Origin of the sequence: Micromonospora parva (assembly GCF_040649675.1) — a bacterium.
GTDB classification, from domain to species: Bacteria; Actinomycetota; Actinomycetes; order Mycobacteriales; family Micromonosporaceae; genus Micromonospora; species Micromonospora parva.
This window is the reverse complement of sequence record NZ_JBEZFX010000003.1, coordinates 572,695-595,998: the sequence shown is the minus strand read 5'-3', so window position 1 is coordinate 595,998 and position 23,304 is coordinate 572,695. Positions and strand designations below refer to the sequence as shown.

16 protein-coding genes and 1 rRNA gene are annotated in these 23,304 nt (G+C 71.0%); 10 read left to right on the top strand and 7 right to left on the bottom strand.

Translation table 11 applies throughout. The annotated features are described in order from the left end of the window. Positions 1–72: ribosomal RNA gene (gene rrf / locus AB0C03_RS32320) — 5S ribosomal RNA — on the top strand; the annotation flags it as partial. Positions 73–278: 206 nt separating this feature from the next. Next, entirely contained in the window at positions 279–530 is a 252-nt protein-coding gene (locus tag AB0C03_RS11265) for a hypothetical protein (RefSeq protein ID WP_051708133.1), read from the top strand. Between the two features lie 45 nt (positions 531–575). On the opposite strand, the gene AB0C03_RS11260 is transcribed toward AB0C03_RS11265, so the two are convergent. Beyond that, on the bottom strand, positions 576–2,396 hold the full coding sequence (locus AB0C03_RS11260; protein WP_357636197.1) for a VanW family protein: 1,821 nt from the start codon (positions 2,394–2,396) through the stop codon (positions 576–578). A 182-nt stretch (positions 2,397–2,578) separates the two neighbouring features. Between AB0C03_RS11260 and nudC the strand changes: the two genes are divergently transcribed. Continuing rightward, complete coding sequence (gene nudC / locus AB0C03_RS11255; protein ID WP_030328196.1) at positions 2,579–3,496, top strand: NAD(+) diphosphatase; 918 nt, start codon at positions 2,579–2,581, stop codon at positions 3,494–3,496. Here the strand turns inward: nudC and AB0C03_RS11250 are convergent. Both AB0C03_RS11250 and AB0C03_RS11245 read right to left on the bottom strand, forming a co-directional pair. Beyond that, positions 3,493–4,743: a lipopolysaccharide biosynthesis protein gene (locus AB0C03_RS11250; RefSeq protein WP_435823368.1), complete on the bottom strand. Its 1,251-nt coding sequence runs from the start codon at positions 4,741–4,743 to the stop codon at positions 3,493–3,495. The genes nudC and AB0C03_RS11250 overlap by 4 nt on opposite strands. After that, on the bottom strand, positions 4,740–9,152 hold the full coding sequence (locus tag AB0C03_RS11245; protein WP_357636193.1) for an alpha-(1->3)-arabinofuranosyltransferase: 4,413 nt from the start codon (positions 9,150–9,152) through the stop codon (positions 4,740–4,742). Before AB0C03_RS11245 ends, AB0C03_RS11250 begins: the two co-directional genes overlap by 4 nt. A 167-nt stretch (positions 9,153–9,319) precedes the next feature. On the opposite strand from AB0C03_RS11245, the gene AB0C03_RS11240 reads away from it, so the two are divergent. The 3 genes from AB0C03_RS11240 to AB0C03_RS11230 are packed head-to-tail and all read left to right on the top strand — an operon-like array spanning position 9,320 to position 13,137. Further along, positions 9,320–11,197 carry a hypothetical protein gene (locus tag AB0C03_RS11240; RefSeq protein WP_374224220.1) on the top strand — a complete coding sequence of 626 codons (1,878 nt, stop codon included), beginning with the start codon at positions 9,320–9,322 and terminating at the stop codon, positions 11,195–11,197. After that, positions 11,198–12,907 carry an MmpA family trehalose lipid delivery protein gene (locus AB0C03_RS11235; protein ID WP_357636190.1) on the top strand — a complete coding sequence of 570 codons (1,710 nt, stop codon included), beginning with the start codon at positions 11,198–11,200 and terminating at the stop codon, positions 12,905–12,907. It begins immediately after the preceding gene. Positions 12,908–12,942: 35 nt separating this feature from the next. Further along, positions 12,943–13,137 (top strand): hypothetical protein, encoded by a 195-nt coding sequence (locus AB0C03_RS11230; protein WP_030328187.1) that lies wholly within the window; start codon positions 12,943–12,945, stop codon positions 13,135–13,137. On the opposite strand, the gene AB0C03_RS11225 is transcribed toward AB0C03_RS11230, so the two are convergent. Further along, positions 13,122–14,300, bottom strand: a complete 1,179-nt coding sequence (locus AB0C03_RS11225) for a glycosyltransferase family 4 protein (RefSeq protein ID WP_156057253.1) — start codon at positions 14,298–14,300, stop codon at positions 13,122–13,124. The two genes, AB0C03_RS11230 and AB0C03_RS11225, sit on opposite strands and share 16 nt — an antisense overlap. 117 nt (positions 14,301–14,417) lie before the next feature. Further along, a complete protein-coding gene (locus AB0C03_RS11220; protein WP_210858311.1) occupies positions 14,418–15,674 on the bottom strand; it encodes an acyltransferase family protein in 1,257 nt (418 codons plus the stop codon). A 111-nt stretch (positions 15,675–15,785) separates the two neighbouring features. On the opposite strand from AB0C03_RS11220, the gene pgfA reads away from it, so the two are divergent. After that, positions 15,786–16,991: a cell envelope lipid trafficking protein PgfA gene (gene pgfA, locus AB0C03_RS11215; RefSeq protein ID WP_210864912.1), complete on the top strand. Its 1,206-nt coding sequence runs from the start codon at positions 15,786–15,788 to the stop codon at positions 16,989–16,991. 54 nt (positions 16,992–17,045) lie between these two features. Here the strand turns inward: pgfA and AB0C03_RS11210 are convergent, their stop codons facing one another. Continuing rightward, the gene (locus AB0C03_RS11210; protein ID WP_210858315.1) at positions 17,046–17,810 is read right to left on the bottom strand and encodes a class I SAM-dependent methyltransferase; all 765 of its coding nucleotides are present in this window, start codon (positions 17,808–17,810) and stop codon (positions 17,046–17,048) included. Positions 17,811–18,210: 400 nt separating this feature from the next. Here AB0C03_RS11210 and AB0C03_RS11205 point away from each other — a divergent pair, with 400 nt between their 5' ends. Together AB0C03_RS11205 and AB0C03_RS11200 are read left to right on the top strand one after the other, a co-directional pair. After that, positions 18,211–18,825: a DUF6230 family protein gene (locus tag AB0C03_RS11205; protein ID WP_210864910.1), complete on the top strand. Its 615-nt coding sequence runs from the start codon at positions 18,211–18,213 to the stop codon at positions 18,823–18,825. 76 nt (positions 18,826–18,901) lie between these two features. Beyond that, the gene (locus tag AB0C03_RS11200) at positions 18,902–20,443 is read left to right on the top strand and encodes a DUF6114 domain-containing protein (protein ID WP_357636186.1); all 1,542 of its coding nucleotides are present in this window, start codon (positions 18,902–18,904) and stop codon (positions 20,441–20,443) included. 70 nt (positions 20,444–20,513) lie between these two features. On the opposite strand, the gene AB0C03_RS11195 is transcribed toward AB0C03_RS11200, so the two are convergent. Next, entirely contained in the window at positions 20,514–22,184 is a 1,671-nt protein-coding gene (locus tag AB0C03_RS11195) for a DUF885 domain-containing protein (RefSeq protein WP_357636183.1), read from the bottom strand. Positions 22,185–22,314: 130 nt separating this feature from the next. On the opposite strand from AB0C03_RS11195, the gene AB0C03_RS11190 reads away from it, so the two are divergent. Further along, a complete protein-coding gene (locus AB0C03_RS11190; RefSeq protein ID WP_209444463.1) occupies positions 22,315–23,295 on the top strand; it encodes a DMT family transporter in 981 nt (326 codons plus the stop codon). The last annotated feature ends 9 nt before the right edge of the window (positions 23,296–23,304 follow it).

Here is a 23,304-nt window from a genome sequence, read left to right as displayed (position 1 = left end):
CCGGAAGCTAAGCCCTCCAGCGCCGATGGTACTGCACTCGTGAGGGTGTGGGAGAGTAGGACGCCGCCGGACAATCTTTCAGAAAAGGCCACCCCTCACGGGGTGGCCTTTTCTGCGTCTCAGCCGCCAACGGGAACGGGTGGACCGTCCTTGAGCGTCACGGTCGCGCTCGATCCAGGATGTAGTGGCTTTGGTGGTGTGCGGGCACCACGACAACCAGGATATTGCGCGATCTTGCGTCCGCCCCTGGGCCGGGTGCCCACGGATAGGCTCGGTCTGTGGACGAGGTCCTGATATTCGTGGTGTTCGCGGGCTGCGTGGCCGCGGTCCTGAGCACCCTGTGGTGGCTCGCATCCCGGGTCCGTCGTCGTGGCATTGGGGGCGAGGTCATGGGCCCGTTCGAGGAGATGTGGCACCCGGCGGCGCACCGCTTCCGGGCCGAGATCCGGGTGCAGGAGAGCCGCACGGTGCCGATGCCGCCACAGGGTGGGAGGCGCGATGGGGGCCCGGCGGCAACGCCGCCGAGCTGACCCACACCTGTGACTTCAGGAAAAAGGCCGACCTGGAAGTGGACCTCAGGACGTCTTCGGGCCGCAGACGTAACGGGGTTCCGCATCGTAGCGCCAGGTGAACTTCTCCCGCTTGACCACCACGCCGCCCTTCTTGATGACCCGGAAGGCGTCCTGGGTGAAGCCGTTGATGCCGTTGGTCTCGATGCACGAGGGCCCGGGGGTCAGGTGGATCTGCTTCGGCGTCGTGATGTTGCGGCGCGGGCCGTACTCCGTCTTCACACTGTCGTAGATCTTCGTGCTCCAGATCGACACGGTGACCGAGCTGGACGTGTACGACGTGTCGATGAGGACGCCGTACTCGGTGTTGTTGCGGAACTTGAAGTCCAGGTTGGGCCAGAAGATGGTCGACTCGATGACCGCCGGGTACCTGTCGAACCAGTACGAGTGCGGCTTGTGCTCGACGTCCTCCAAGCCGGCGTAGTAGGTCGCGTTGAACAGCGTGGTGGTGAACTGCGAGGTGCCACCACCGACCCCCGGCACCAACTTGCCGTCGAGGATGACCGGTGCGTCCCGGTAGCCCTGGGCGTAACCGCGTTCCCCGGTGTGACCGTTGAGCGAGAACGTCTTCCCGGGCAGCACGACGGTGCCGTCCACCTTCTTCGCGATCGTGGCGATGTTCTGGCTGCGCGACGAGGCCATGCCGCCGGTGAACCGGGTGGTGAAGGTGGAGACCCGCTCCTTGATGCCCAGGCCGGCGAGCTTCTCCGCGGTCAGCTGCGGCGGCGTCGGCTTCAGCTCGCCGGTCACCTCGCGACCGTCTGCCTTCGGCAGCACGGCGAGCAGGTCCCGACTGAGCGCCGCCGTGTCCAGCTGCTGCCCGGACTGTCCGTCCTTCACGGTGGGCCGGCCGCCGGCAATCGTCATCGTGGCGTCCTTCGGCGGCACCTCGATGGCGGCCAACTTCTCGCCGAGCGTGGTGCGCAGGCGCTTGACGTCCACCGTGGGGGTCAGCTTGCCGGTCTTGTCGGCGTTGAACCGCAGGCTCTTCGCGATGGCGGCGGGCGGGACCGTCACCGAGCCCTTGCTGGTGCGCAGGGTGACCGGTGCGGCCACCGCAGGCTTCGCCAGCTCGTTGACCAGCCGATCCAACTCCTCCGGGGTGGTGGCCGGGTGGGTCTCCACCAGGGGCACGGTGACCGGCTCGCCGGCCAGCCAGCCGGCGCGGACCACCTCGGCGGAGCGTTCCGGGTTCAAGGCCAGCCCGGGCTTGGGCTGCACCACCTTCGGGGTGGTGCCCTGATAGGTGATCGCCGGCATCGTCATCCCCTGGGCCTGGTCGCCGAGCACCTTGCGGAGCGCGTCGTCCAACCGGCCCACGTCGACCGTCACCACCGGCTCGACGGTGCGGGAGCCGACCAGCCGGCTGACCGGGTGCGCGTCGGCCTCGGCCGCCGCCGCGACGGTCGCCGGCACGTCGACGGCCAGCCCCACGTCGGCCGGTTTGATCTCGGCGGTACGCCCGTCGACGGTCACCTTCAGCGGTGTGGCCAGCGTCGCCGCCCGCCGGTCCAGCTCCGCCCGCAACTCCCGGTCGGCGTCCGCGCGGCTCCGGCCGCCCAGTTCGGTGCCGAGCACGCTGGTGCCACGGGGAACGTCACCGGCGTACGCCCAGGCGCCGGCGCCCGCCACGGCGGCGAGGACACCACCGGTGATGCCGGCGGCGAGCAGCATCCGCACCCGGCGTGACCGGCGCGGGCCGTTGTCGGGTTCGCCGGGAGCGGCTGTCGTGACCGGCTCAGGTCCATCGTCCGGCCAGGTGACGGCGGTGACCTGCACGGTGGGCCGGTCGTCGACAGGTGGACTGCTTTCGCCGTACAGCGTCACTGCAACCTCGATCGCCAGGGTGCCGCGGGAGGTCCTTCCCTCCCGGAGCCACCTACGGTAACGAATGCCCAGCCGTCCTCGTGGCTGCGCCCACCAGGCGCTGCCACCGCGTGTCGTACGGCGTGTCGCACCGAGCCGGGGGCGGTGCCGGGGGCGGATCACCGACGTGGCACGGTGACCGGGTGGGCACTGCGGAGCGGGTGTTGGCGTACGGGGGCGGCTGGCTGGACCGGGCAGGCCCGTTGCGCACCGATCCGACGCGGTTGAGCGAGCTGTTCGCCGAGCCGACCACGGTGCTGCTGGCCATATGGCGGGACCGCTGTCTCGTCGACGGCGACGGGCCGGTTCGGCTCAGCGCGGAGCGCGCGGCGCTGGTCCGATCCGCCGCCGCCGAGACCGTCTTCCTGGGGCTGGACGCGGAGACCGCCGTGTTCGCCGCAGACCTCTCCGACCTGCCCGAGCGGTCCGCCGTCGAACTGGCCGGTGCGGTGCGGTCCGTCGACGTGCGGGCCCTGGTCGGGCGACTCGAACCCGGTCACGCGGCCGTCCAGGCGTACGCCAGGGGTTTGTTGCACTGGCACCGGCAGCAGCGATTCTGCGGGACGTGCGGCGCGGCGGCCGTCACCGGCGGCGGCGGGCACCTGCGGACCTGCACCGGCGCGGAGTGCGGGCGTCTGCTGTTTCCCCGGATCGAGCCGGCGATCATCGTGTTGGTCGAGGCACCCGGTCCGCCCGGGCGGTGTCTGCTGGCCCGGCACGCGGGCGCGGCCGAGGACGCGTACTCGACGCTCGCCGGTTTCGTCGAGGTCGGCGAGAGCCTGGAGGACGCGGTCCGTCGGGAAATGGCCGAGGAGGCGGGCGTGACCGTCACCGACGTGACCTACCAGGGGTCGCAGGCGTGGCCGTTCCCCGCCGGCCTGATGGTGGGCTTCCGGGCCACCGCCACGTCCGACGAGGTACGCGTCGACGGCGAGGAACTGCTGGAGGCGCGCTGGTTCACGCGGGCGCAGCTGCGGGACCGGGTGGCCTCGGGTCGTCAGCTCGGTCGGGTGGACGCGATCGACCACCGCCTCCTGGCGGACTGGCTCGCGGAGGGTTAGTCGGGCTCGCCCACCGGTGCCCGGGCTGGCCGACGGGCCGCCACCGCCATGATGGCGGTGACGACGACAGCCGTGCCCAGGGCGGCGAGAAGGAGACCGGGGACGGTGCGCGGCCGCAGCGTCGCGGTGACGGCCACCAGGCCGGCAATGCCCACCCACAACGGCGTCGCCGCCCACCGCGTGCCGGCCGCGAGCCGGTCGTTGAGCAGCACGAACGTCACCGCGTAGAGGGCGCCGACCGCCGCGAAGAGGGGCGCGTACCGGCCGAGGTGGTCGTAGTCGGGCCCACCGGCGAGGCGGAAGGCGAGCCCTCCGGCGAGCGCCGAGGCGAGCACCAGGACCAGGCCGCATCCGCCGGTCACCGCGAGCGCAACCGTTCGGCTGCGCCGGTCACCGCGCGCCAGCCGCGGTAGGGCGAGGACGGCGGCGACCTGCGGCGCCCAGAGCGCGCCCTTGCTCAGCACGGTGCCGACCGAGTACGCCCCGGCATCCGACGGGGGCAGCAGTTGCCGGGCCAGCAGCAGATCGGCGTAGGAGACGACGAGCATCGCGAGCGTCGCACCGCAGCCGGCGACAATCTGAGCGACGGCCAGCCGTGGGACGTCGGACTGTCGTCCGGGCTCGCGGGCGAGTCGGGCCAGCACCGGCGGGGCGAGCGCGGCGGTCAGCGCGCCGGCCGCGAGCGCGCCGGTCGGTCCCGCGCCGAGCAGCAGTCCGGCGATCACGCCGCCGTAGCGGCCGACGGCGAGCACTGCCATCCCGATGGCGAGTCGTACGAAGCGCTGGCCACCCTGCAACTCGCCGAGGGACCGGGAGGAGAGCACGATCGCCGCTGTGCTGACCGCCAGCAGTGGGGGCATCTCGACCGGGAGGTCCAGGGCGGTGACCAGCAATGGCGTCGCCGCGATGAGGGCCCCCGCGCAGACGGCAGCGGTGATCGCGGTGAGCCGTCGAGTGTCGGAGGACCCGTGTCGGGCGTGGTGCACGGCGACGGCCAGTTGCAGACCGAGCCCGGGCACACCGGCGATGGCCACCAGACCGAGGGCGGCGGCGAGCGCGCTGAGGTCGGCCGGGTCGAGCCGCCGGGCGGCCAGCACCGGCACCACGTACGCCAGGCCGTTGACGAGTACGCCGGCCACCGTGACGCTGATCCCGGCCGCACCGAGACCGTTGTTCCGTCGGCCCGGCTCCTCCGTCTCCGCCGTCCGCTCTGTCGCCTTCGGACGGACGGGTCGCCGAAGGCTCACGTGATCTCCGAGAAGGTCGGACGCTGCCCGTCGGCCGGGCCGGTCGCCTGGTCCGGGCCGGTCGCCGGGTCGGGCTCGGCCGCGTCGGGCTCGGTCTGGTCGGGCTCGGTCTGGTCGGGCTTCGCCGCGTCCGGTTTCGACTCCTCCGCGACCAGCGCAGTCGCCGCAACGGCCGAGGTCACGGCGGTCGGCGTGGTCCGGCGTACGGGTCGTCGGCGGGCGGCGGTGGAGAGCCAGAGAGCACCCAGGGCGACGACGGTCGTGAGTTGCAGCAGGGCGTCGGTGTCGCGTTGCGTCGAATTCAGGTAGAGCCACCCGGCGAGCACCAGGAGCGCTCCCGGCAGCCAGGTCTCCACGGCCCGGCTGATCGTCCTGGCCCGACGTGGGTCAGCCGACCAGGGCAGGCGGCGTGGCCCGGGCACCGCCAGCATGAATCCGGCGGCGACCAGCAGGCCGCCGATGAGGCCGCTCCACAGCACCAACGCGCCGGCCCCGACCGCCAGCAGTGGCAGTGAGCGGGTGACCCGGCGTCTGCCACGCGGTAGGGCGCTCGTCGAGGTTCGCCCGGTGGGCTGGCGGGCGGGCAGCACCGCGAGGAGGACCACCGCCGCCAGCAGGACGCCGCCGAGCAGAAGGCCCGCCCGGTACGTCGTGTCCGGGGCGAAGCGGAGTACCACCTCCCCGGAGGTGCCAGCGGGAAGAATCCAGCCCTGCTGCCATCCGTCCACCACCAGCGGCTTCAGCGTCCGCCCGCCGATGGTCGCCTCCCAGCCGGTGTTGGTGTTCTCCCGAACGGCGAGTACGCGGTCGACGGGGTGGTCGGCCACCCGTACCCGCCGCTCGGTGGCCGTCCAGGAGCCGACCTCGATGGCGCTGGCGACCGCCGCAGGGGTCGGCGTGGGCGTACGCGGCACCAGGGCGACCCGAGTGGGCGAGGCGAGCTTGCTCGGTGTGGTCACGATGCGGTGCTCCCCGCGGCCCAGGTCGAGCTGTCGGGGCGTGTCCCGCCCGCACGGTGTCACCGCCATCTCGCGCAGTTCCAGCAGGTCGCGGAGTGTCCCGCGGAGCGTGGTGGTCACCCGGGACGCGCCGATCCGCAGCGTCGGACCCGACCCGCAGGCCAGCGTCACTGGTGCGTCGGGGCGCGGTTTGACCGTTGACGCTCCGGGCAGCACTGTCACCTCGCCGACCGCGACGGGCAGCTTCTCCGGCAACCGCAGCTTGTACGGGTCCGTGCTGGTGGCGGCCGGCTTGTCGAGGAACTGGATGGTGATCTCGTCGGTCCGCATCGGCGGGTCCAGGCGAAGGAGCCCGTCGTCGCCGAGCAGGCTGCTTCGGAAACCGTCGTCACCGACCACCCGCACACTGCCGAGGCGGGTGGCGGCCGCCTCGTCGTCCACGGAGAACCGGAGTCCGGTGATGGTCTGCGGCTTGAGCCACTTGAGGCGCAGGATCGGTGCCTCGTCGCTGACCGCCGGTGACCAACTGGTGGTCGGGTCCCCGTCGAGTGCCGCGCCGGCCCGACCTGTCGGGTCGGGAACGGCCGTCGAGGAGGCGCTGACCTGCGCCGCGAGGCGCAGTGGCTGTGCGTCGGCCACCAGCTTGTCGAGAGTGTTGTCCAGGTCCGGGCCGGCCGTCGGCCGCGCCCACAGCTTGGCCTCGTAAGCCCCGGCGGCGGGCAGGGTGAGGGTCCGGTCGATGCTGGAGGCGTCCTCGGAACCGCGGACGGCGTCGGTGGAACAGTGGGGGTGGCCGTCGACGGTGAAGCAGGCCGGGGTGGTGGGCGGCGCCGACACGACGACGGTCGCCGGCCGGTCGGTGGTCGGTGCGGCGGGAAGGACAAGGGTCCGGCTCGTCTGGACGCCGGGAATCGTGATCTCGGCGAGGCCGACCGACCCGTTGCCGAACGAGCGGAGGTCGTACGCGTCGTCGATCGAGATCTTGACCGTGCGGGTGGCGTGGACGCCGGGCAGCTCGAAGACCATGTGATCGCTGAACTGTTCGACGGTGCGGCTCTCGTACCCGGCGGCGACGGTCACCGTCGTGGGCAGGGCGTCGGCCTTCAGGTCGAACCAGACCTCGACCCGGGTGACCCGGGTCGGGTTGGCGAGGCCCACCTCGACCCACTGACGGTCGCTGGGCGAGTACGGCGCGGACTGCCAGGACGTTTCCGGATTGCCATCCATCGCCGCGTACGGCTGGTGCTCGGGGCGGGCACCGCCGGGGGAGTCCACCTGCGAGCGGGCGGTCGACGCGCGGATCGCGCTGATGCCCTGGAAACGGGCGACGGTGGACTGCTGCGCCCCCCACTCGGGCAGGTAGTCGTGGGCGGGCGCTGTCACCTCGAAGGTGTCGTCGGCGGTGAGAGTCTGTGAGGCGTTGTCGCGCGAGCGGCCGAACGACACGTCGCGCCTGCGCAGCCCGTCGGTCATCGCGACCGGCCCGGTGATGCCGGCCGCCGTCGCATCGCCGGCCAGGACCGTCGGCGCCGTGCCGAGCTGCCCTGCCGCGGCGAGGTCGAGGAGCGACTCGGGGCCGCCCACAACTGTGGTCACGGCGTCACGGTCGTACGCGACAACCGGCTCGACCGGCCGGTCGACCCGGTAGACCTCCAACGCCCGGACGGGCACGTCGAGCCCCTGGTCGCGGAACTCGTCCGGGGACGAGGGCCCCCCGCGCAGGGGGCCGAAGGAGGTGACGCGGGTCAATCCGGGTGAGCGGTCCAGTGCCTGGCGGACCACAGCCGGGCGCGCCGTGTCCGAGCGGCCGTGGTCCAGGTCGGCGCGGAACAGGACGTGGCTGATCCCGGACCGGGCGAGCAGGTCGGCCAGGCCCGCCGACCCGACGCCGGTGGCGAGTGTCGACTCGATCGCGTCCAGCAGCCGGATCGTGGTCGGCGGGGTGAAGGGGATGGAGTTGCGTACCGCCCACCGGCTGTTCAGCAGCGGCTGGGCGATCTCATCGGTGGTGTTGCCCCAGTCGTACGAGGGGAAGCGCGCCCCGGGTACGACGAGTACCCGCCCGCGCCCGGTGTTCGCGTCGAGCCAGTCGGTGGCCTCGTGCCAGTAGCCGGGGACCGCCTTGACGCCGCCTGGCGTGGCGAGACCGCCGGCGAGCGCGGGCGTGGCAACCGCCGTGACGGCGACCATGGCCACACCGGCTGTGAGCCAGGCGCGTGCGACAGTTCGTGGGCGGTGCTGCTCGGGCGCGGTGCGCGCCGCGCGGATGGCCAGGCCGATCAGGTGCGCCATACCCAGGGCCAGGGGCAGGCGGAGCAGAACGTCGAACTTGTGCACGTTACGCAGGGGGGCACCGACGCCGTCGAGGAACTCCCGCTGCGGGCCGGCGAGGATGTTCGGCAGGTCACCGACGTGCCCGAGACCGACGAGCGCGGCGCCCAGCACCAGACCGGTGATGAGGAACCGGCGGTGCGGCATCCCGCGTCGGGACAGCCCGAGGACACCGAGGGCGGCGACCACCAGGGTGGCGGCGACCAGTAGCGCCTCGTTGGCGAGTCGTGCGCCGGCCGGAAGGATCGGCCCGAACGGGGTGGCGAGGTAGGCGAGCCAGTAGGAGGCGCCGCGGAGGGTCGTCACCGCGTCGGTGACGCTGGTCGTGTTCCGGGCGGTCTCGATGTAGTCCAGGAAGGGTGGGCTGTACCGGCCCAGAACGAGCAGCGGAACCAACCACCACGCCGTGGCCAGCGCCACCGCGCCACACCACGCGGCGATGGCGGTGACGCGGCGGCGTACGGGCTGGAGGGTGGCGAGCCAGAGCAGGGCGAGTGGCACCACCGCGGCCACGGCTGTGGCGTTGACTCCGCCGGCGCAGGCGACGGCTACGGCCGACCCGGCGACGGCGCGCCGCAGCGGGGTGCCGCCGGCGAGGCCCACCAGCGGGATGAGCACCCAGGGGGCGATGGCGCTGGGCCAGGACTCGACCGAGGCGTAGCCGAGTTGGGTGAGGATGCGGGGTGACAGCGCGAAGGCGACACCGGCGATCATGCGTCCGGCGGGCGTGCCGATACCCAGCCTGCCCGCCAGCCGTACCACTCCCAGGTAGGCGACACAGAAGATCAGCGCCCACCACAGCCGCTGGACCACCCACGGCGCGATGCCAAGTTCCGATCCGAGCAGGAAGAACGGGCCCATCGGCCAGAGATATCCGTACGCCTGGTTCTGTAGCTGACCGAACGTGCCGTTGGGGTCCCAGAGGTGCAGCGAGCGGAGCAGCCAGCCGGCTGGGTTGACACTCAGGTCGATCTTGGTGTCGGGGACGACCTGGCCCGGGGCCTGCTGAAAGGCGAGGGCGGTCAGCGCGATGCAGATGACCAGGTGCCGGAACCGTCGGGCCGTGTGCCGGCTTCGACTGGACACCGGAGCGGCGCCACCGGTCACCTCTGCACGCATTTCGGCTCCTGTCTTCACCGGCCGGACGCGCACCTGCAGCCGACTACTGTCGCGCGACGTTATCCGGACCGGGCACGGACGGGCGACCAGGGGCGCTGCGGTGGCGTTATCGGGAGAACGGCCGTCCCCACGGCGTGTAAGCGTGTGGCAGGCTGCCGACCATGTCAATGCCAGAAGCTGAGGCCGAGACGCATCCGGAAGGCGTCACGTCCGACGGTGACCGGCCGGGGCCGATCGGCCGATGGGTCCGTGCCGACCGCGTCCGCGCGGTGGCGATCGCCCTCATCGTCGTGTCCGTCGCCTGGCGCGCCGGCCTTGCCACCCGTGGCTGGTTCTCGCAGGACGAGTTCGTCATCGCCGCCCAGGTCCTCGACACCCGGTTGGACGCGGACTTCCTCCTGCGTACCTTCAACAACCACCTCATGCCCGGCGGCCTGCTGGTGGCGTGGGCGATGGTGCGGGTGGCGGGCTTTGTCACCTGGCCCTGGGTGCTGCTGCTGGCGGTCGGCCAGGCGGCGATCGGGTTCGCCGTCTACCGGTTGCTGCGCGATCTGCTCCGACCAGGCTGGGGGCTGCTCATCCCGCTGTGCCTGTTCGTGTTCAGCCCGCTGACGCTTGAGGTCTCCTCGCTGTGGTTGGTCGGGCTGCTCGTGATGCCGATGCAGTTGGCCCTGGTCATGGCGGCGACGGCCCAGGTCTGGTACGTGCGGACCGGTCGGCTGCGACACCTCGTGGTGGTTGTCCTGTGGGTGGTGTTCGGCCTGCTCTTCGACACCAAGTCCCTGCTGATCGTGCCGCTGCTGTTCCTGCTGACCGTCTTCCTCTTCACGTCGGGCGGCCCCTGGCGCAGCCTGGTGACGACGGTCCGCCGGCACTGGCCGGCGTGGCTGGTGCTCGGTGCGCTCTCGGGGGCGTACCTGGCGTTCTATCTGACCCGTCCCGCCCGCGAGTTGGACGAACCCACATCCGTCGGTCAGGTCCTCAAATTCCTCGGTGACCTGGTCGGCGAAACCGTCGTTCCGGGTCTGCTCGGCGGACCCTGGCGTTGGGCGTACGCCGGTGACGGTCCGCCGGCCGTGAACCCGTACGACATCGCCAAGTGGCTGTCGTGGGCGGTGCTGGGGGCTCTCATCGTGGTCACCGCGCGGCGGCGCCCGTCGGCCCGGCGGGCCTGGTTGCTGCTCGCGTGCTACCTCGGGCTGGTCGCCGCGCTCTTCGCCGTGACCCGCCTCGGTGGGCCGCTCGGCTCGTTCGTGGGCATCATTCCCCGGTACGTCGCCGACGTGGTGCTGGTCGCCGCGATCTGTGTCGGCGCGGCCCTGTTGGGGACGAAGGACGCCGATGAGGACGACGTGTCCGCGTGGCCGCTGCCGACCGTTCTGCGGGAGCCGGGTGCCTTCGCGGTCGGTCTGGTCTCGATAATCGTCGTCCTGGCCACCATCGGGGTGGGCACGCTGTGGAGCACGGCCCGTTTCGGGGACAACTGGAGCACCAAGTACGGACGGGACTACCTCGCGACGACGCAGATCGAGCTTGCCGCCGCCGCGCCGGGCACCGTCTTCCTGGAGACCACCGTCCCGGACCGCGTCATCGCCGGCTACTTCTGGCCGGACAATCTCCAGTCGCACTTCTTCCGCCCGGCCGAGCGGCGGCCCACCTTCGTGGAGGAGGCCGAGAAGCCGTTCATGTTCGACGACTTCGGCCGGATCCGTCCGGTAGTGGTTCAGGGGCGGAAGGTCGTGCCCGGGACGGTGCCCAACTGCGGGCACCTGGCGGAGGGTGGTGTACCCGCCCGGATCCCGTTGGACGGGTACCTGGAGGAGTGGCCGTACGCGGTCCATTTCGGCTATGTCAGTTCGGGCGACTCGACGGCACTCTTCCGTCTCGGGGACGCGGTCCGGGTAATCACCCTGAAGCGCGGGCTGAACGACGTGTTCTTCCTGCTGGAGGGGGCTGGGGACGCCGTCGAGGTCACCGTGAGCACCTCGGGGGTCCGGGTGTGCACCCAACTGATCACCGTCGGCCGCGCGGTGCCGGCACTGTGAATGGTTGAGCAGACCACCGGCGTCGGGGCCCCACCGGTGCGGCGGGCGCGGGACACGTTGCCGCTGTACGCCGTTGCGGCGGCTGTCACGGTGCTGGTGCTGGCCCCGCTCGCGGCACCGGGATACGCGCTGCTGTACGACATGGTGTTCGTACCCCGGCAGCCGCTGAGTTGGGATCTCGTCGCCCCTGCGCAGACTCTGCCCCGGGCGGTGCCGATGGACGCACTGATGTCCCTGGTCACCCAGCTCGTGCCGGGCTGGGCGGTGCAGCGGGTGGCGCTCGGTGGAGCGGTTCTCCTGGCCGCGGTCGGTGCCGGCCGTCTGGTGCCGACGGAACGGCTCGCGGTCCGATTGCTGGCCGCGGTGGCGTACGCGTGGACGCCCTACCTGGCCGAGCGGTTGCTGATCGGACAGTGGGGGCTGCTGCTCGCGTACGCCGCGCTGCCCTGGTTGGTCCGGGCGGCGCTGGACCTGCGGGCGGGTCGTGACGGCGCGCTCGCCCGGGTGGTGCTCGCCGCGGCTCCCGCCGCGATCACCCCGACCGGTGGGTTGATCGCGTTGGGCACTGTGGCCCTGCTGGTGCCGGACCGGACGCGCCTTCGCCGGTCGGCGCTCGTGGTGGGCGGCGTCGCGTTACTCAACGCCCCCTGGGTGACCGCGGCCCTGGTCACCGGCGCTGGCGGGTCATCCGATCCGGCGGGGGTGGCGGCGTTCGCGGCGCGTTCGGAGAACTGGGCCGGTCCGCTGGTGGCGCTCGCGGGTACGGGTGGCGTCTGGAGCGCACAGGCGACCCCCGCCAGTCGCGCTGCGCCGCTGGTACCGCTGGCGACCCTGCTCCTGCTGGTCCTGGCCGGTGTCGGTACCGGCCTGCTGCGGCGCCGGGTGCCCCCGGGTGTGGCGGTGCGGCTGGCGCTGCTCGCCGGGATCGCCTGTCTTCTCGCTGCCCTCGGGGTGCTCCCCGGTGGGGCCGCCGTGTTGCGCTGGGCGGTGGTGCATCTGCCGGGTGCGGGGCTGCTTCGAGACGGCCAGAAATTCCTGGCCCCGTACGCTCTGCTGCTGGTGGTGTGTGCCGCGTTGGGAGCCGAGCGGCTGGTGGCCAGGATCGACCGGGAGGTGGCGGGGGTGGTTCTGGTCGGCCTGCTGCTCCTGCCGGTGGCCGTCATGCCGGACCTTGCCTTCGGCGGTGCCGGTCGGCTTCGTCCGGTGAGTTATCCGGCGGACTGGCAGGCGGTGGCCGAGCGGGTGGCCGGCGAGCCGGGGGAGATCCTCGCGCTGCCGCTGTCCGCCTACCGGGCCTACCCATGGAACCCGGGACGTATCGTCCTGGATCCGGCGCCGCGCTATCTGCCGGGGACGGTGCTGACCGACGACACGCTCCGGGTCGGCGACGTCGCGGTGGCCGGGGAGAACCCACGGCTCCGCGAGGTGCGCCGGGTGCTGGCCGAGGGGCGGCCCGTCTCGGCCACCGGTGTGCGCTGGGTGGTCGTGCAGCACCAGGGGCCCAGCGAGGTCGACCCGGCGACCCTTCGTGATCTCGAAGTCGTCCACGAGGGACCGTTTCTCACTCTCTACCGAAACCCGGCTGTTCCTCCGGAATCGGACGCCCCTGGACGTGGTGCGTGGGCCGTCGTGATGGCGCTCGGCGCTGCCCTTCTGGTGGTCATGGCGGCCGCCATTTCGGCACTACACCGGCGTCCTACCGCGTGGTAACGTCCGCTCGCACGTCTCGCCATTGGAGGATTGGCATGCGTAGAGCTCTGACCCTGGTCGTCTCCGGCATGGTGGCGGCGTTGCTGGGGATCCTGGCCCTCGGCGGGCTCTCGGCCGCCGCGACCGCCACCGACAAAGAGGCGGCCAACGAGGCCAAGAGTGTTTCGGAAGCGGCCAAGCGTGCCGGAAAGAAGGACCCGTACGCCCCCGAGGTCTACGGCGACAGGTAGGACGGCTCGCCCCGCTGCTGCACTGGGCGGGGCGACTCCACCCCGCTCAGCAGGTCCGCGAAGCGCCCACCCGCGACCTGCCAGGTGAAGCTCGCCGCGTGCTCCCGGGCCTGCGCCCCCATCTCTCGCCGCATGTCGTCCTCGCGTAGGAGCGTGCGCACCTTCGCCAGGTAGTCGTCGATGTCGTCGGCCAGCAGGCCGGTACGCCCGTCGACGACAGCTTCGGCGACCCCACCCGCTTCCCGGAACGCAACCGTTGGCGTGCCGGCGGAACCCGCCTCGACAATCGTCAGGCCCCAGCCCTCCTTGAGTGACGGGGTCAGGGCGACCCAGGCCGAGGCGAGCAGAGCGGCTTTTTCCTCCTCCGTCACGAAGCCCCGGAAGTCCACCCGCTCGGTGATGTCCAGCTCCGCGGCGAGTTCACGCAGGTGCGACTCCCACCAGCCCTGGCCGGCGACGACCAGCCGCAGCTGGGGCAACTCGTCGGCGAGGGCCGCGACCGCCCGCAACGCCACCTCGACCCGCTTGTGTGGTACCAGCCGATTCAGCGTCACGAGCAGCGGGAACGGCGCCCGCTCGGCGTCGGTGCGGGGCAGCGCCGGGGTGCCGTTGTGCACCACGGCGACCTGCTCCGGCGGTACGCCCAGCACGGCCAGCTCGCTGCGGGTGGCCTCGGAGACGGTGACGTACCGGCACCGCCGGTAGACGCGCACAGCCAGCGACGACTCGACCCACCAGCCGAACCGCGCGGCCCATTTCGGAAGGACCACCGGCCACTGCTCGCGATGCACGTGGTGGATCAGCTTGACCACCGGGCGCCGTGCCCACAGCGGGGAGAGGAACGGCAACCCGTTGCAGACGTCGACCAGGATGTCGGGCCGGCCGCCCCGACGGCTCGACAGCGGGCCCACGCCCAGCGCGCCGGCCAGGTAGCTGAGCGCCGCCCAGAGGTAGACGGTGTGTCTGCCGCCGCGCCGCACCAGCCGAACGCCTGCCTCGTTGACCTCGTCGCCGGGTGCCTCGCTGTGGGCGGCGCAGAAGAGGGTGGCGCGGAAACCGCGCGCCACCAACTCGGCGGCGATCCGTTCCACGTACACCTCGGACCCGCCACCCTCGGGGTTGCGGGTGTCTCGCCAGTTGAGGAACAGCACGTGTCCGGGCATGCCGAAGCGACGCTCCACGCGAACCCTACTCTCAAGTAATTTAGGGACGCGCGTCACACTAGGGGGCTGGGGTGCCGGCCGGCAATGCCCTGATGGGGCAGCGCTGATCGACTGGCGTTACGTGCCGACAGTGGGTGCCGGCGTGACCGTCGGCGCCGCGACGGCCGGTGCGGCCACGTCGACGGTGGGTGTGCCGGACGCCTGCCCGCGCCTGGCCGGTCGCTTCCGACGTTGCGATCCGAGCACCTGCAGGGGCCGCTCGACGCCGTAGTAGCTGACGGTGGCGTACATCAGGCCGAAGACCATGGTGAGTGCGAAGGTGTTGAACAGTCCGCCGGTGAAGAGCGGTCGGTCGTCGATCAGGTAGATGAGTTCGATGACCAGCGGGTGCCACAGGAACAGCCCGTACGAGACGGTGCCGAGCCATCGGGCCGACTCGGCGGCGAAGATTTCCTTGGCCCGCGTCCGCCCGCCGAAGGCCACCGGGATCAGGATCAGCGTCGCGATCGCGAGGTACAGGGCCAGCTTGACCGCGAACTCGGCGGCTGTCGGACCGGTGAGGTCGCGGGGTCCGGCGATGGGCGTCGTCGCGATCGCCATCAGGGCGACCGCCGCTGCCCAGCAGGCAATCGGCGCCGAAGCGAGGTCGTCCAGTACGCGGAAGGCGGCGGGCGCGGTCCCGGTGCGCAGGGCGACGTGCGCCGCCGCCAGGGCCATCCCCGCGCCGAACCAGGCCGCGTACGAGGGGAGCCACATGGTGTGCAGGCCATTGCTGAGCCAGCCGATCCCCAGCAGCGCGAGCCATCCGGCGGTCACCAACAAACCCCCGCAGACGATCACGACGGTTCGGACGGGACGCCACGACCGACCAACAGCGAGCACGGCGATCAGCGGCAGGATCAGGTAGAACGCGACCTCGGTGGCGAGACTCCAGGTCTGGCTGAGCCCGGAGCGCAACTGGCCCGGCTCGTAGATCTGGGTGAAGGTGAGATGGCGAATCCAGTCACCGGCGGACGCCGGCCGATTCTGCGGCAGGACGATCAGGCAGACCAGCACCGCCAGCCAGTAGGCGGGCAGGATTCGTAGCGCCCGCCGCCAGAGGTACCGCCCGGCGCGCGGTCGGGCCTGTCCCGTCGCGGCGTTCAGGGCCCACGGTCGGAACAGCAGGAATCCGGAGAGCACGAAGAAGATGGCAACGCCGACGTCGAGCCGAGCCAGCCAACCGCCCCACGGGGTGTTCATGGTGGCAGCGGTCTGGAACCCGATGTGGTGACCGACGACCGCCACGGCGCCAATTGCTCGCAGCGCGTCGAGTGCGGGGAGTCGGTCGGTAACCGAAGTCTGCGGAATTGTTGGCGCGGCGGCTGTGGACATCTGGACATCCAGGGGGTCGCTTTGAAGGTGACCGGGGAGTAACCTCCCGCCATGTTAAGGATCGGGTGCCCCGGACAACAGGTCGTAGGGCGGCAGGCTACAGGAGGATGAGTGAAGCTTCGCGTGGGCGCCGCGCTCTTCGGGCTCGGTGTTTTGTTGCTGGTCTTCGCGGCTGGGCTGCCGTTCTACGTGGCCCCTTCCGTGACCAAGCTCCCGTATGACCTTGAACCAACGACGTCCGTCGCGGAGGCAAAGAACGCCAAGTTCCTGAAGATCACTCGCGTCGGCGAGTCGGTGAGCATCGAGGTCCTGCAAGGTGACCTCGTCTCCAGCGTCGAGGTCATTCCTCAGCCGGACGACACGAGGGACCGGCTACCCGAGGACCTCAAGGGCGACGCGGTGATCTGGGACGTCTACCAGACCGTCAGGCGTGCCGACACCCCTGATGTGGTCAGCCAGTACAGCACCGAGCTGGCTCTCGACCGGATCTCCGGCGCGGCCGCCCCGTGGAAGGAGCAGTGGCTCAACGAGAGCGGCGCGGAGCAGACTCCGGTCGGGAACGTGACCTACTCCGGCCAGATCTACAAGTTCCCGTTCGGCACCGACAAGCGGGACTACCAGGTTTTCGACCGTGACCTGAAGCGGGCCGTCCCGGCGAAGTTCGTCGGCACCGAAAAGATCAAGGGCATCGAGGCGTACCGCTTCGAGCAGCGCATCGAGAACGAGGCGCTCAACACCCCGGAGGCGAGCCTCAAGCCGCTGCTCGGCAGGTTCGCCCCCACCGCCACCAGCGGTCAGATCGTCTACAGCAACACCCGTACGCTCTGGGTCGACCCGGTGACGGGCTCCTACGTGAACGTCCGGGAACAGCAGAAGAAGGAGTTGCGCCCGGACACCGGCACCGCCACGGTGCTGCTGGACGCGGACTTCAACTACAACGACGACACGGTCAGCCGCAGTGTCGAGACGGTCAAGGACAACCGCTTCAAGATCGGCCTGATCAGTTTCTGGGGCCCGATCGCCGCCGGTGTCCTTGGTCTGATCGCCCTCGTCGTCGGCGTGTGGCTGGTGATGCGGAACGACGACGGTGCCGCCCGGCACCGCGCCGACGCGGCTGTGGCACCCGGCACCGACCCGACCCGTACCCGGGTGGACCAGGAGCCGGTACGCGACGCGGAGACCGCCGAGCAGCCCCGGACCGAGCCCGCAGGCGGTCCACTGACCGACGAGATCCCGCCGGCGTCGACGAACTGGAAGTCCGAGGACCCGACGGTGCCGACCCAGCGTCCGGCGCACGGCGAGGTCGAGCAGCGCTAGACGGGTACGACGCGATGCACGTTCGAGGGGTGGACCGCGGGTGCGGTCCACCCCTCAGTCGTGAGGCGGCGTCTGCCTCGGATGCCCTGCGTGGCGCACGGCGTACCGCGTGCAGACCCAGTCTTCGCTGTACAGCCGATCGCGCCACCGCCCGACGATCTCCCCGTCGTGTGCGGCCATGAGCTGCACCATGTCGGCGTGCGGTACGACCGTCATCTTCATCGGCGCCGGGTAATTGAGCAGGTGACGCTGTGCCCAGCTGATCAGGCGGGCCGGCGCCAGATGCCAGACGATGCCCCTGGCCGTGTGCGCCGGTTCGGTGGGGAATCCCACGACGGCGGTGCCGCCTGGCCGCAACACGCGCAGGAACTCGGCCAGATAGCGATCGATGGCGGGGCGCGGTAGGTGTTGCAGCACCAGGGCGCTGTAGACCAGGTCGAAGTGACCGTCGGGGAACTGGCTCAGGTCCGGTGCGTCGTTGAGGACGAACCGGATGTTCTCGGCGCTCTGGTTCAGTCGCCGGGCGGTCTCCAGCATCGTCGGAGCGATGTCCACACCGACGACCTCGTCCGCGTGTGGGGCGAGTGCCTGCGACAGTCGCCCGACGCCGCAGCCGAAGTCGAGCACCCGCTCCCAGCGGGTGGGCAGGCCGAGTTGGCGAAGTTGGCCGGTCGTCTCCTCGACGTCGGTGCGGCCGGTGGCCAGGAACTCCCCGACGTCCCACCGTCCGCCGCGTTTGCCGGGCTCGACGAGTACGGCCCAGAGCGGATCTTCAGCTCCGAGCTTGGTCCAGTCGCGTCGCACGTCGTTCAGATGCACGCCGAAACCCTAGGACCTCGGGCCGCTCGGTGGGGTCCTGCTGTCTCCGGGATCGCCTGGATGTTCGGGCGAGAGGACGAGCCGAACGGCTCTCCGCAGCCTGCGTACTTTACATCCGTTACCTAATTGTAATTCCTCGATGCCCTGCGACTCTCTGCTGTCGGGGGGCGGGGTTGTGCCGCCTTTGTCGCCTGCCGAGGCTTCTGTCCACACAGGTAGTTCCACGAATCGTGACGTCGACCGTCTGTTGGATCGCCCTCCTGTTACCGCCGGATGGTCAGGGGGTTGTGAGTCGCGCCGCAACGGGTGCACGATCAGGCTCGATCGTTACCCGCCGGTAACACATGACGTGCCCGGTGCGAGGCCGCCAGTCCGGGACCGGCCACCTGAGGAGGAACCCGTGCAGGATCGCTTTGAGGATCAGGGCCGTACCCGTTGGCGGCGGTTCGCCGCCATGGCGGTCCCCGCCACCGCCGCCGTCGGCGCCATCCTGTTCGGCATGTCGACCGGCGCCATCGCGTCCGACGTCACCGTGTCCGGACAGACGTTCAAGATCGGCGCGGCGCGCCTCGAGGGCGACGGCTTCAAGCAGTACGGCGGCGTCGTCCGCGAGAAGGGTGAGGACGGCAAGACCCACCCGATCGCCGTCGCCGAAATCAGCAGCGCGGAGCTCTACAACCTCTGCCAGTCCATCCGCTCCGACCTGCCCGGCCTGCCCGTGGTGCTCACCATCAACGCCGGTGAGGGCAAGGAGCCCGCCCGGGCCAAGGACCTGCTGATCGCCATGGACTCGCTCGACGGCAACGCGACGTTCACCAACATCAAGATTGGCCGGGACGCGAGCGACCTGAACGCGACAGCGCAGAAGGGCTCATTCGGCCAGAACTCCGACCACGTCAGCATCACGAACCTGCAGCAGGTGTCCCGGTACACCACGGCGGCCACCTTCAACCTGGTCGGACTCCGGTTGAAGGTCAACGTGGGCGACGAGGCCAAGGGCAAGGAGTGCTTCTGAGGTGAGTCGGGCCCGCGGTGGCCGACCACCGGGGGTGCCGTCCCCTTCCCCGTCCCCGCTCCGCCAGGAGGAGTACGTGACAACCGCCAACGCGTCCCACGCCCGGCCCGGCGGCACGGCCCAGGCGTGGCAGACCTTCCGCCGCTGGCAGCGGAGCCGACCGTTCTGGGGAGGCCTCTTCGTCGCCCTGGCCGGGGTGGAGATGTTCGCCTCCACCCGGATGACGATCAACGGCCTGAGCTTCCACAGCGGAGCCACCGGTCTGCTCTCGCTCCTGATCCCGGTCATCCTGGTGACCTGCGCCCTGCTGCTCTGTTTGAGCCCGGCGCAGCGGCTGTTCTACTCGGTCGTCGCGGCGGTCACCACGGTCTATTCGCTGATCGGGCTCAACCTCGGCGGCTTCTTCGTCGGTCTTCTGCTCGGCATCGTCGGCAGCGCGCTCGCCTTCGCCTGGACCCCGACCCGACCCGCGCCAGCCGCTGCCGACCTGTCCGACACCGAACTGCCCCTCGCCGAACAAATCGATGCGGATCAGGCAGACGCGGATCAGCGCGGCACGGATCAGGCAGACGCGGATCAGCCTGGCGCGGAGCAGCGCGGAGTCGAGCGGCTCGACACGGAGCGGATCGGAGTCGGGCAGACCGACGCGGCCGGCGAACCGGTGGACCGCCCGGCGAGCGACGCGACCGACGCGGGCGCACCCCCCGAGTGGCCGGGACGTCCTGCTGATCCGCGGGTGTTCGGAGTCGCGCTGCTGGTGCTGGGCCTCGCCGCGGCCGGCCTGGCCACCCAGCCGGGAGCGGTGCAGGCCGCACCGACCCGACCCGCCGCGACCGCCTGCCCGACCCCGTCCCGGTCCGTCACGCCGTCGCGCAGCCCCTCCACTCCCACCAGGACGCCGACCCTGACACCGAGCGTCAGCCCGGAGCGGGACGGCAACATCATCACCGACATCCTGGATGGAATCGGGGACCTGTTCAACGGTGGACGCGACGAGAAGACCGCGACGCCGTCGGCCACCCCGACCGCCAACCCGTCGGCGAAGCCGACAGTCACGCCGACGGCCCGTCCCGGGTCCACGGCCTGCCCGTCACCGAACCCGGGCGGGTCAGGTAAGCCCGGGGCCACGACGCCCGACAAGCCGGACAAAGCGGAGCCGGGCAAGCCGCTGCCCCGCATCGCGGCCGACCCGAATCTGCCGATGGTGGGCGAGACGCCGTCCAAGCTCACCGGCTCCAAGGTCACCATGACCGGGCTGCGGTTCGACGGGACCACCGATCTGCAGACCGAGAAGGGCAGCCTCAAGGTGCTGAAGTTCAGCATGCGGGAGGCGGTGACCGACGACTTCCTGCTGGTCGCCGACGGCCCCGACGGGCGCACCCAGCGATACAAGACCGACCGGCTGACCGTCCGCGGTGACGTGGCCTTCTACTCCACCCGGTTCGTCGGCAAGCTGCTCGGCATCAAGCTCACTCTGACCCCGGACCTGCCGTTGCCGGACGGGATCCCGGTCACCCTGCCGATCTCGATCACGTTCACCGACCCGGTCATCGATCTGGCGTTCGTCACCAGTGACACGCTGACCGCCCGGCCCTCGTTGGCGCTGGCACTCGGCTGAACGACAACCGTCCCGATGGCTCCGGGTGCTGGCGGTACGACGAACCGCCAGCACCCGAGCCGTCAGCGACTCAGAGCCGGGCCAGCGCCCGACGCAGCGGGTCGAGACCCAGCGCACCCAGGTCCAACGCCTGCCGGTGGAACTCCCGCAGGTCGAAGTCGGCACCCTTGCGGGCCTTGGCGTCCTCGCGGGCCTGCAACCAGATCCGCTCACCCACCTTGTACGACGGCGCCTGCCCCGGCCAACCGAGGTAGCGGTTCAGCTCGAAGCGCAGGTTCTCGTCCGGGACCCGGCAGTGCGCCCGCATGAACTCCCAGCCCAGCTCGGGCGTCCACCGCTCGCCCGGGTGGAAGCCGAAGGGGTTGTCCTTCGGGATCTCCAGCTCCAGGTGCATGCCGATGTCCACGATCACCCGTGCCGCGCGCATCGCCTGGCCGTCGAGCATGCCGAGCTTGTCGCCCGGGTCGTCCAGGTAACCCAGCTCGTCCATCAGCCGCTCCGAGTAGAGCGCCCAGCCCTCGCCGTGCCCGGAGACCCAGCAGAGCAGCCGCTGCCAGCGGTTGAGCAGGTCGGCCCGGACGGCGGTCTGCGCCACCTGGAGGTGGTGACCGGGCACGCCCTCGTGGTAGACCGTGGTCACCTCCCGCCAGGTGGAGAAGTCGGTGATGCCCTGCGGCACCGCCCACCACATCCGACCCGGGCGGGAGAAGTCCTCACTGGGGCCGGTGTAGTAGATGGCGCCGTCGCTGGTCGGGGCGAGGCAGCACTCGATGTGGCGGACCTGCTCCGGGATGTCGAAGTGGGTGCCGTGCAGTTCGGTGATCGCCTTGTCGGCCAGCGCCTGCATCCAGTCCCGGAACGCCTCCTTGCCCTGGATGGTCCGGGCCGGGTCGGCGTCCAACCGGGCCACTGCCTCGTCGACTGTGGCACCGGAGCCGGCGATGCGCCCCGCCACGACGCGCATCTCCTCCTCCAGCCGGGCCAGCTCCGCGAAACCCCAGGCGTACGTCTCGTCCAGGTCGACCTTGGCGCCGAGGAAGTACTGAGAGGCGAGTTCGTAGCGCTCCCGGCCGGCGGCCTGCTTGTCCCGCCCGTGCGGGGCCAGCTCGGTACGCAGGAACTGGCCGAACTCGGCGGTCGCCGCCGTCGCCGATGCCGCGCCCCGACGCAGCTCCGAGCCGAGCGTGCCCTCCGCTCCCAGCCGCTCGACCAGCCCGTGGAAGAAGTTGTCACCGGTCGGGTCGACCCAGATGTCGCACTGCTTGGCCACCTCGACCAACTGCACCTTCGAGCTGACCGCACCGGCGGCGAGCGCCTCGCGCAGGGTGGTCTTGTAGCCCTCCAGGGCGGCGCCGAAACCGTTGAGCCGGGCGGCGATGTTGGCCTGGTCGTCGCTGGTCGCGGTGGGCATCAGGTCGAACACCATGCGGATCTCGTGCAGCCCGCTGGTGATCACACTGACCTCGCTGGTCACCTCGCCGGCGTCGTACCGGGCGAGATCCAGGCCGAGTCGTTCCTGCATGGCCTCCTTGGCGGTCCGTTCCGATTCGGTCTCCGGCTCGGTCACCTCCAGCTCGGCGAGCGTCCGGCGGGTGAGGTCCGCGCGGGCCCGGTAGCCGTCGGGCGACAGGTCGTCGAGCTGATCGTCATGGCCGGCGATGCCGACGAAGGTCGCGCCGGTGGGGCTCAACGGCGCCCACTCGGCCACGTAGCGGTTGGCGAGTTCATCAATTCGTCCCACGCTGCGACACTACGTGACCGCCCCACCGCTTCGTCGCCGACGTTTGTTGTGTTCGAGCTGCGGGTTCGGGCACGGCGTGACGGCCGAAAGGCGCGCGACTTTGTCGTACGGTTACGGCAGAGTGTCAGGGGTGACCACCGATACCACTCCTGACAAAGCGCCGGTCCGCGCCTGGCTGCCCGGCTTCGTCGCCCTCGCCGCGATCTGGGGCTCCAGTTTCCTGTTCATCAAGGTCGGGGTGGCCGAGCTGCACCCTGTTCAACTCACCCTCTACCGGGTCCTCGCCGGGGCGCTGACTCTGCTGGTGGTCCTCGCCGTGCTCCGCGACCGACTGCCCCGCGAGCCCCGGGTCTGGGCGCACCTGACCGTCGTCGCCGCCTTCGGCGTGTCAGTGCCGTTCACCCTCTTCGGTTACGGGGAGCAGCGGGTCGAGTCGATGCTGGCCGGCATCTGGAACGCCACCACCCCGTTGATCGTGCTGCCGCTGGCGGTGCTGGTCTTCCGCACCGAGCGGCTCACGGTGCGCCGGGCGGTCGGGCTCGGGCTCGGTTTCGTCGGGGTGCTGGTGGTGCTCGGGGTCTGGGAGGGCATCGGCGGGGCCCACTTCGTCGGGCAGCTCATGTGCTTCGGCGCGGCGGCCTGCTACGGCGTGGCCATCCCGTACCAGAAGCGGTTCGTCGCCGGCAGCACGCACTCGGGTCTGTCGCTCTCCACCGCGCAACTGCTGCTCGCCGCCGCGCAGTTGGCAATCGTCACCCCCTTCGTCGCCGGCCTGCCGCCGCTGCCCACCGAGCTTTCGGCGGGGGTGGTGGCGAGCGTGCTGACCCTCGGCGCGCTCGGCACCGGCCTCGCGTTCGTGATCAACATGCGCAACATCCGGGTGGCCGGCGCGAGCACCGCGTCCACCGTCACGTACCTGATCCCGATCTTCGCGGTGCTGATCGGTGCCGTGGCGCTCGACGAACGACTCAACTGGCACCAACCGGTCGGCGCGCTGATCGTGCTGCTCGGGGTCGCGGTCTCGCAGGGGATGTTCAGTCGCCGCCGGACCAGCCCGGTGGTCGGCGTCGGCGCACCCGCCACCCCGGCCGCCGAACCCGCCCGCCGCTGAGCGACCACC

Coding starts and splice junctions, on each gene's coding strand:
- AB0C03_RS11245 (WP_357636193.1), bottom strand. CDS start 9,152: ATGCGTGCAGAGGTGACCGGTGGCGCCGCTCCGGTGTCCAGTCGAAGC.
- AB0C03_RS11240 (WP_374224220.1), top strand. CDS start 9,320: ATGCCAGAAGCTGAGGCCGAGACGCATCCGGAAGGCGTCACGTCCGAC.
- AB0C03_RS11235 (WP_357636190.1), top strand. CDS start 11,198: ATGGTTGAGCAGACCACCGGCGTCGGGGCCCCACCGGTGCGGCGGGCG.
- AB0C03_RS11230 (WP_030328187.1), top strand. CDS start 12,943: ATGCGTAGAGCTCTGACCCTGGTCGTCTCCGGCATGGTGGCGGCGTTG.
- AB0C03_RS11225 (WP_156057253.1), bottom strand. CDS start 14,300: ATGCCCGGACACGTGCTGTTCCTCAACTGGCGAGACACCCGCAACCCC.
- AB0C03_RS11220 (WP_210858311.1), bottom strand. CDS start 15,674: ATGTCCACAGCCGCCGCGCCAACAATTCCGCAGACTTCGGTTACCGAC.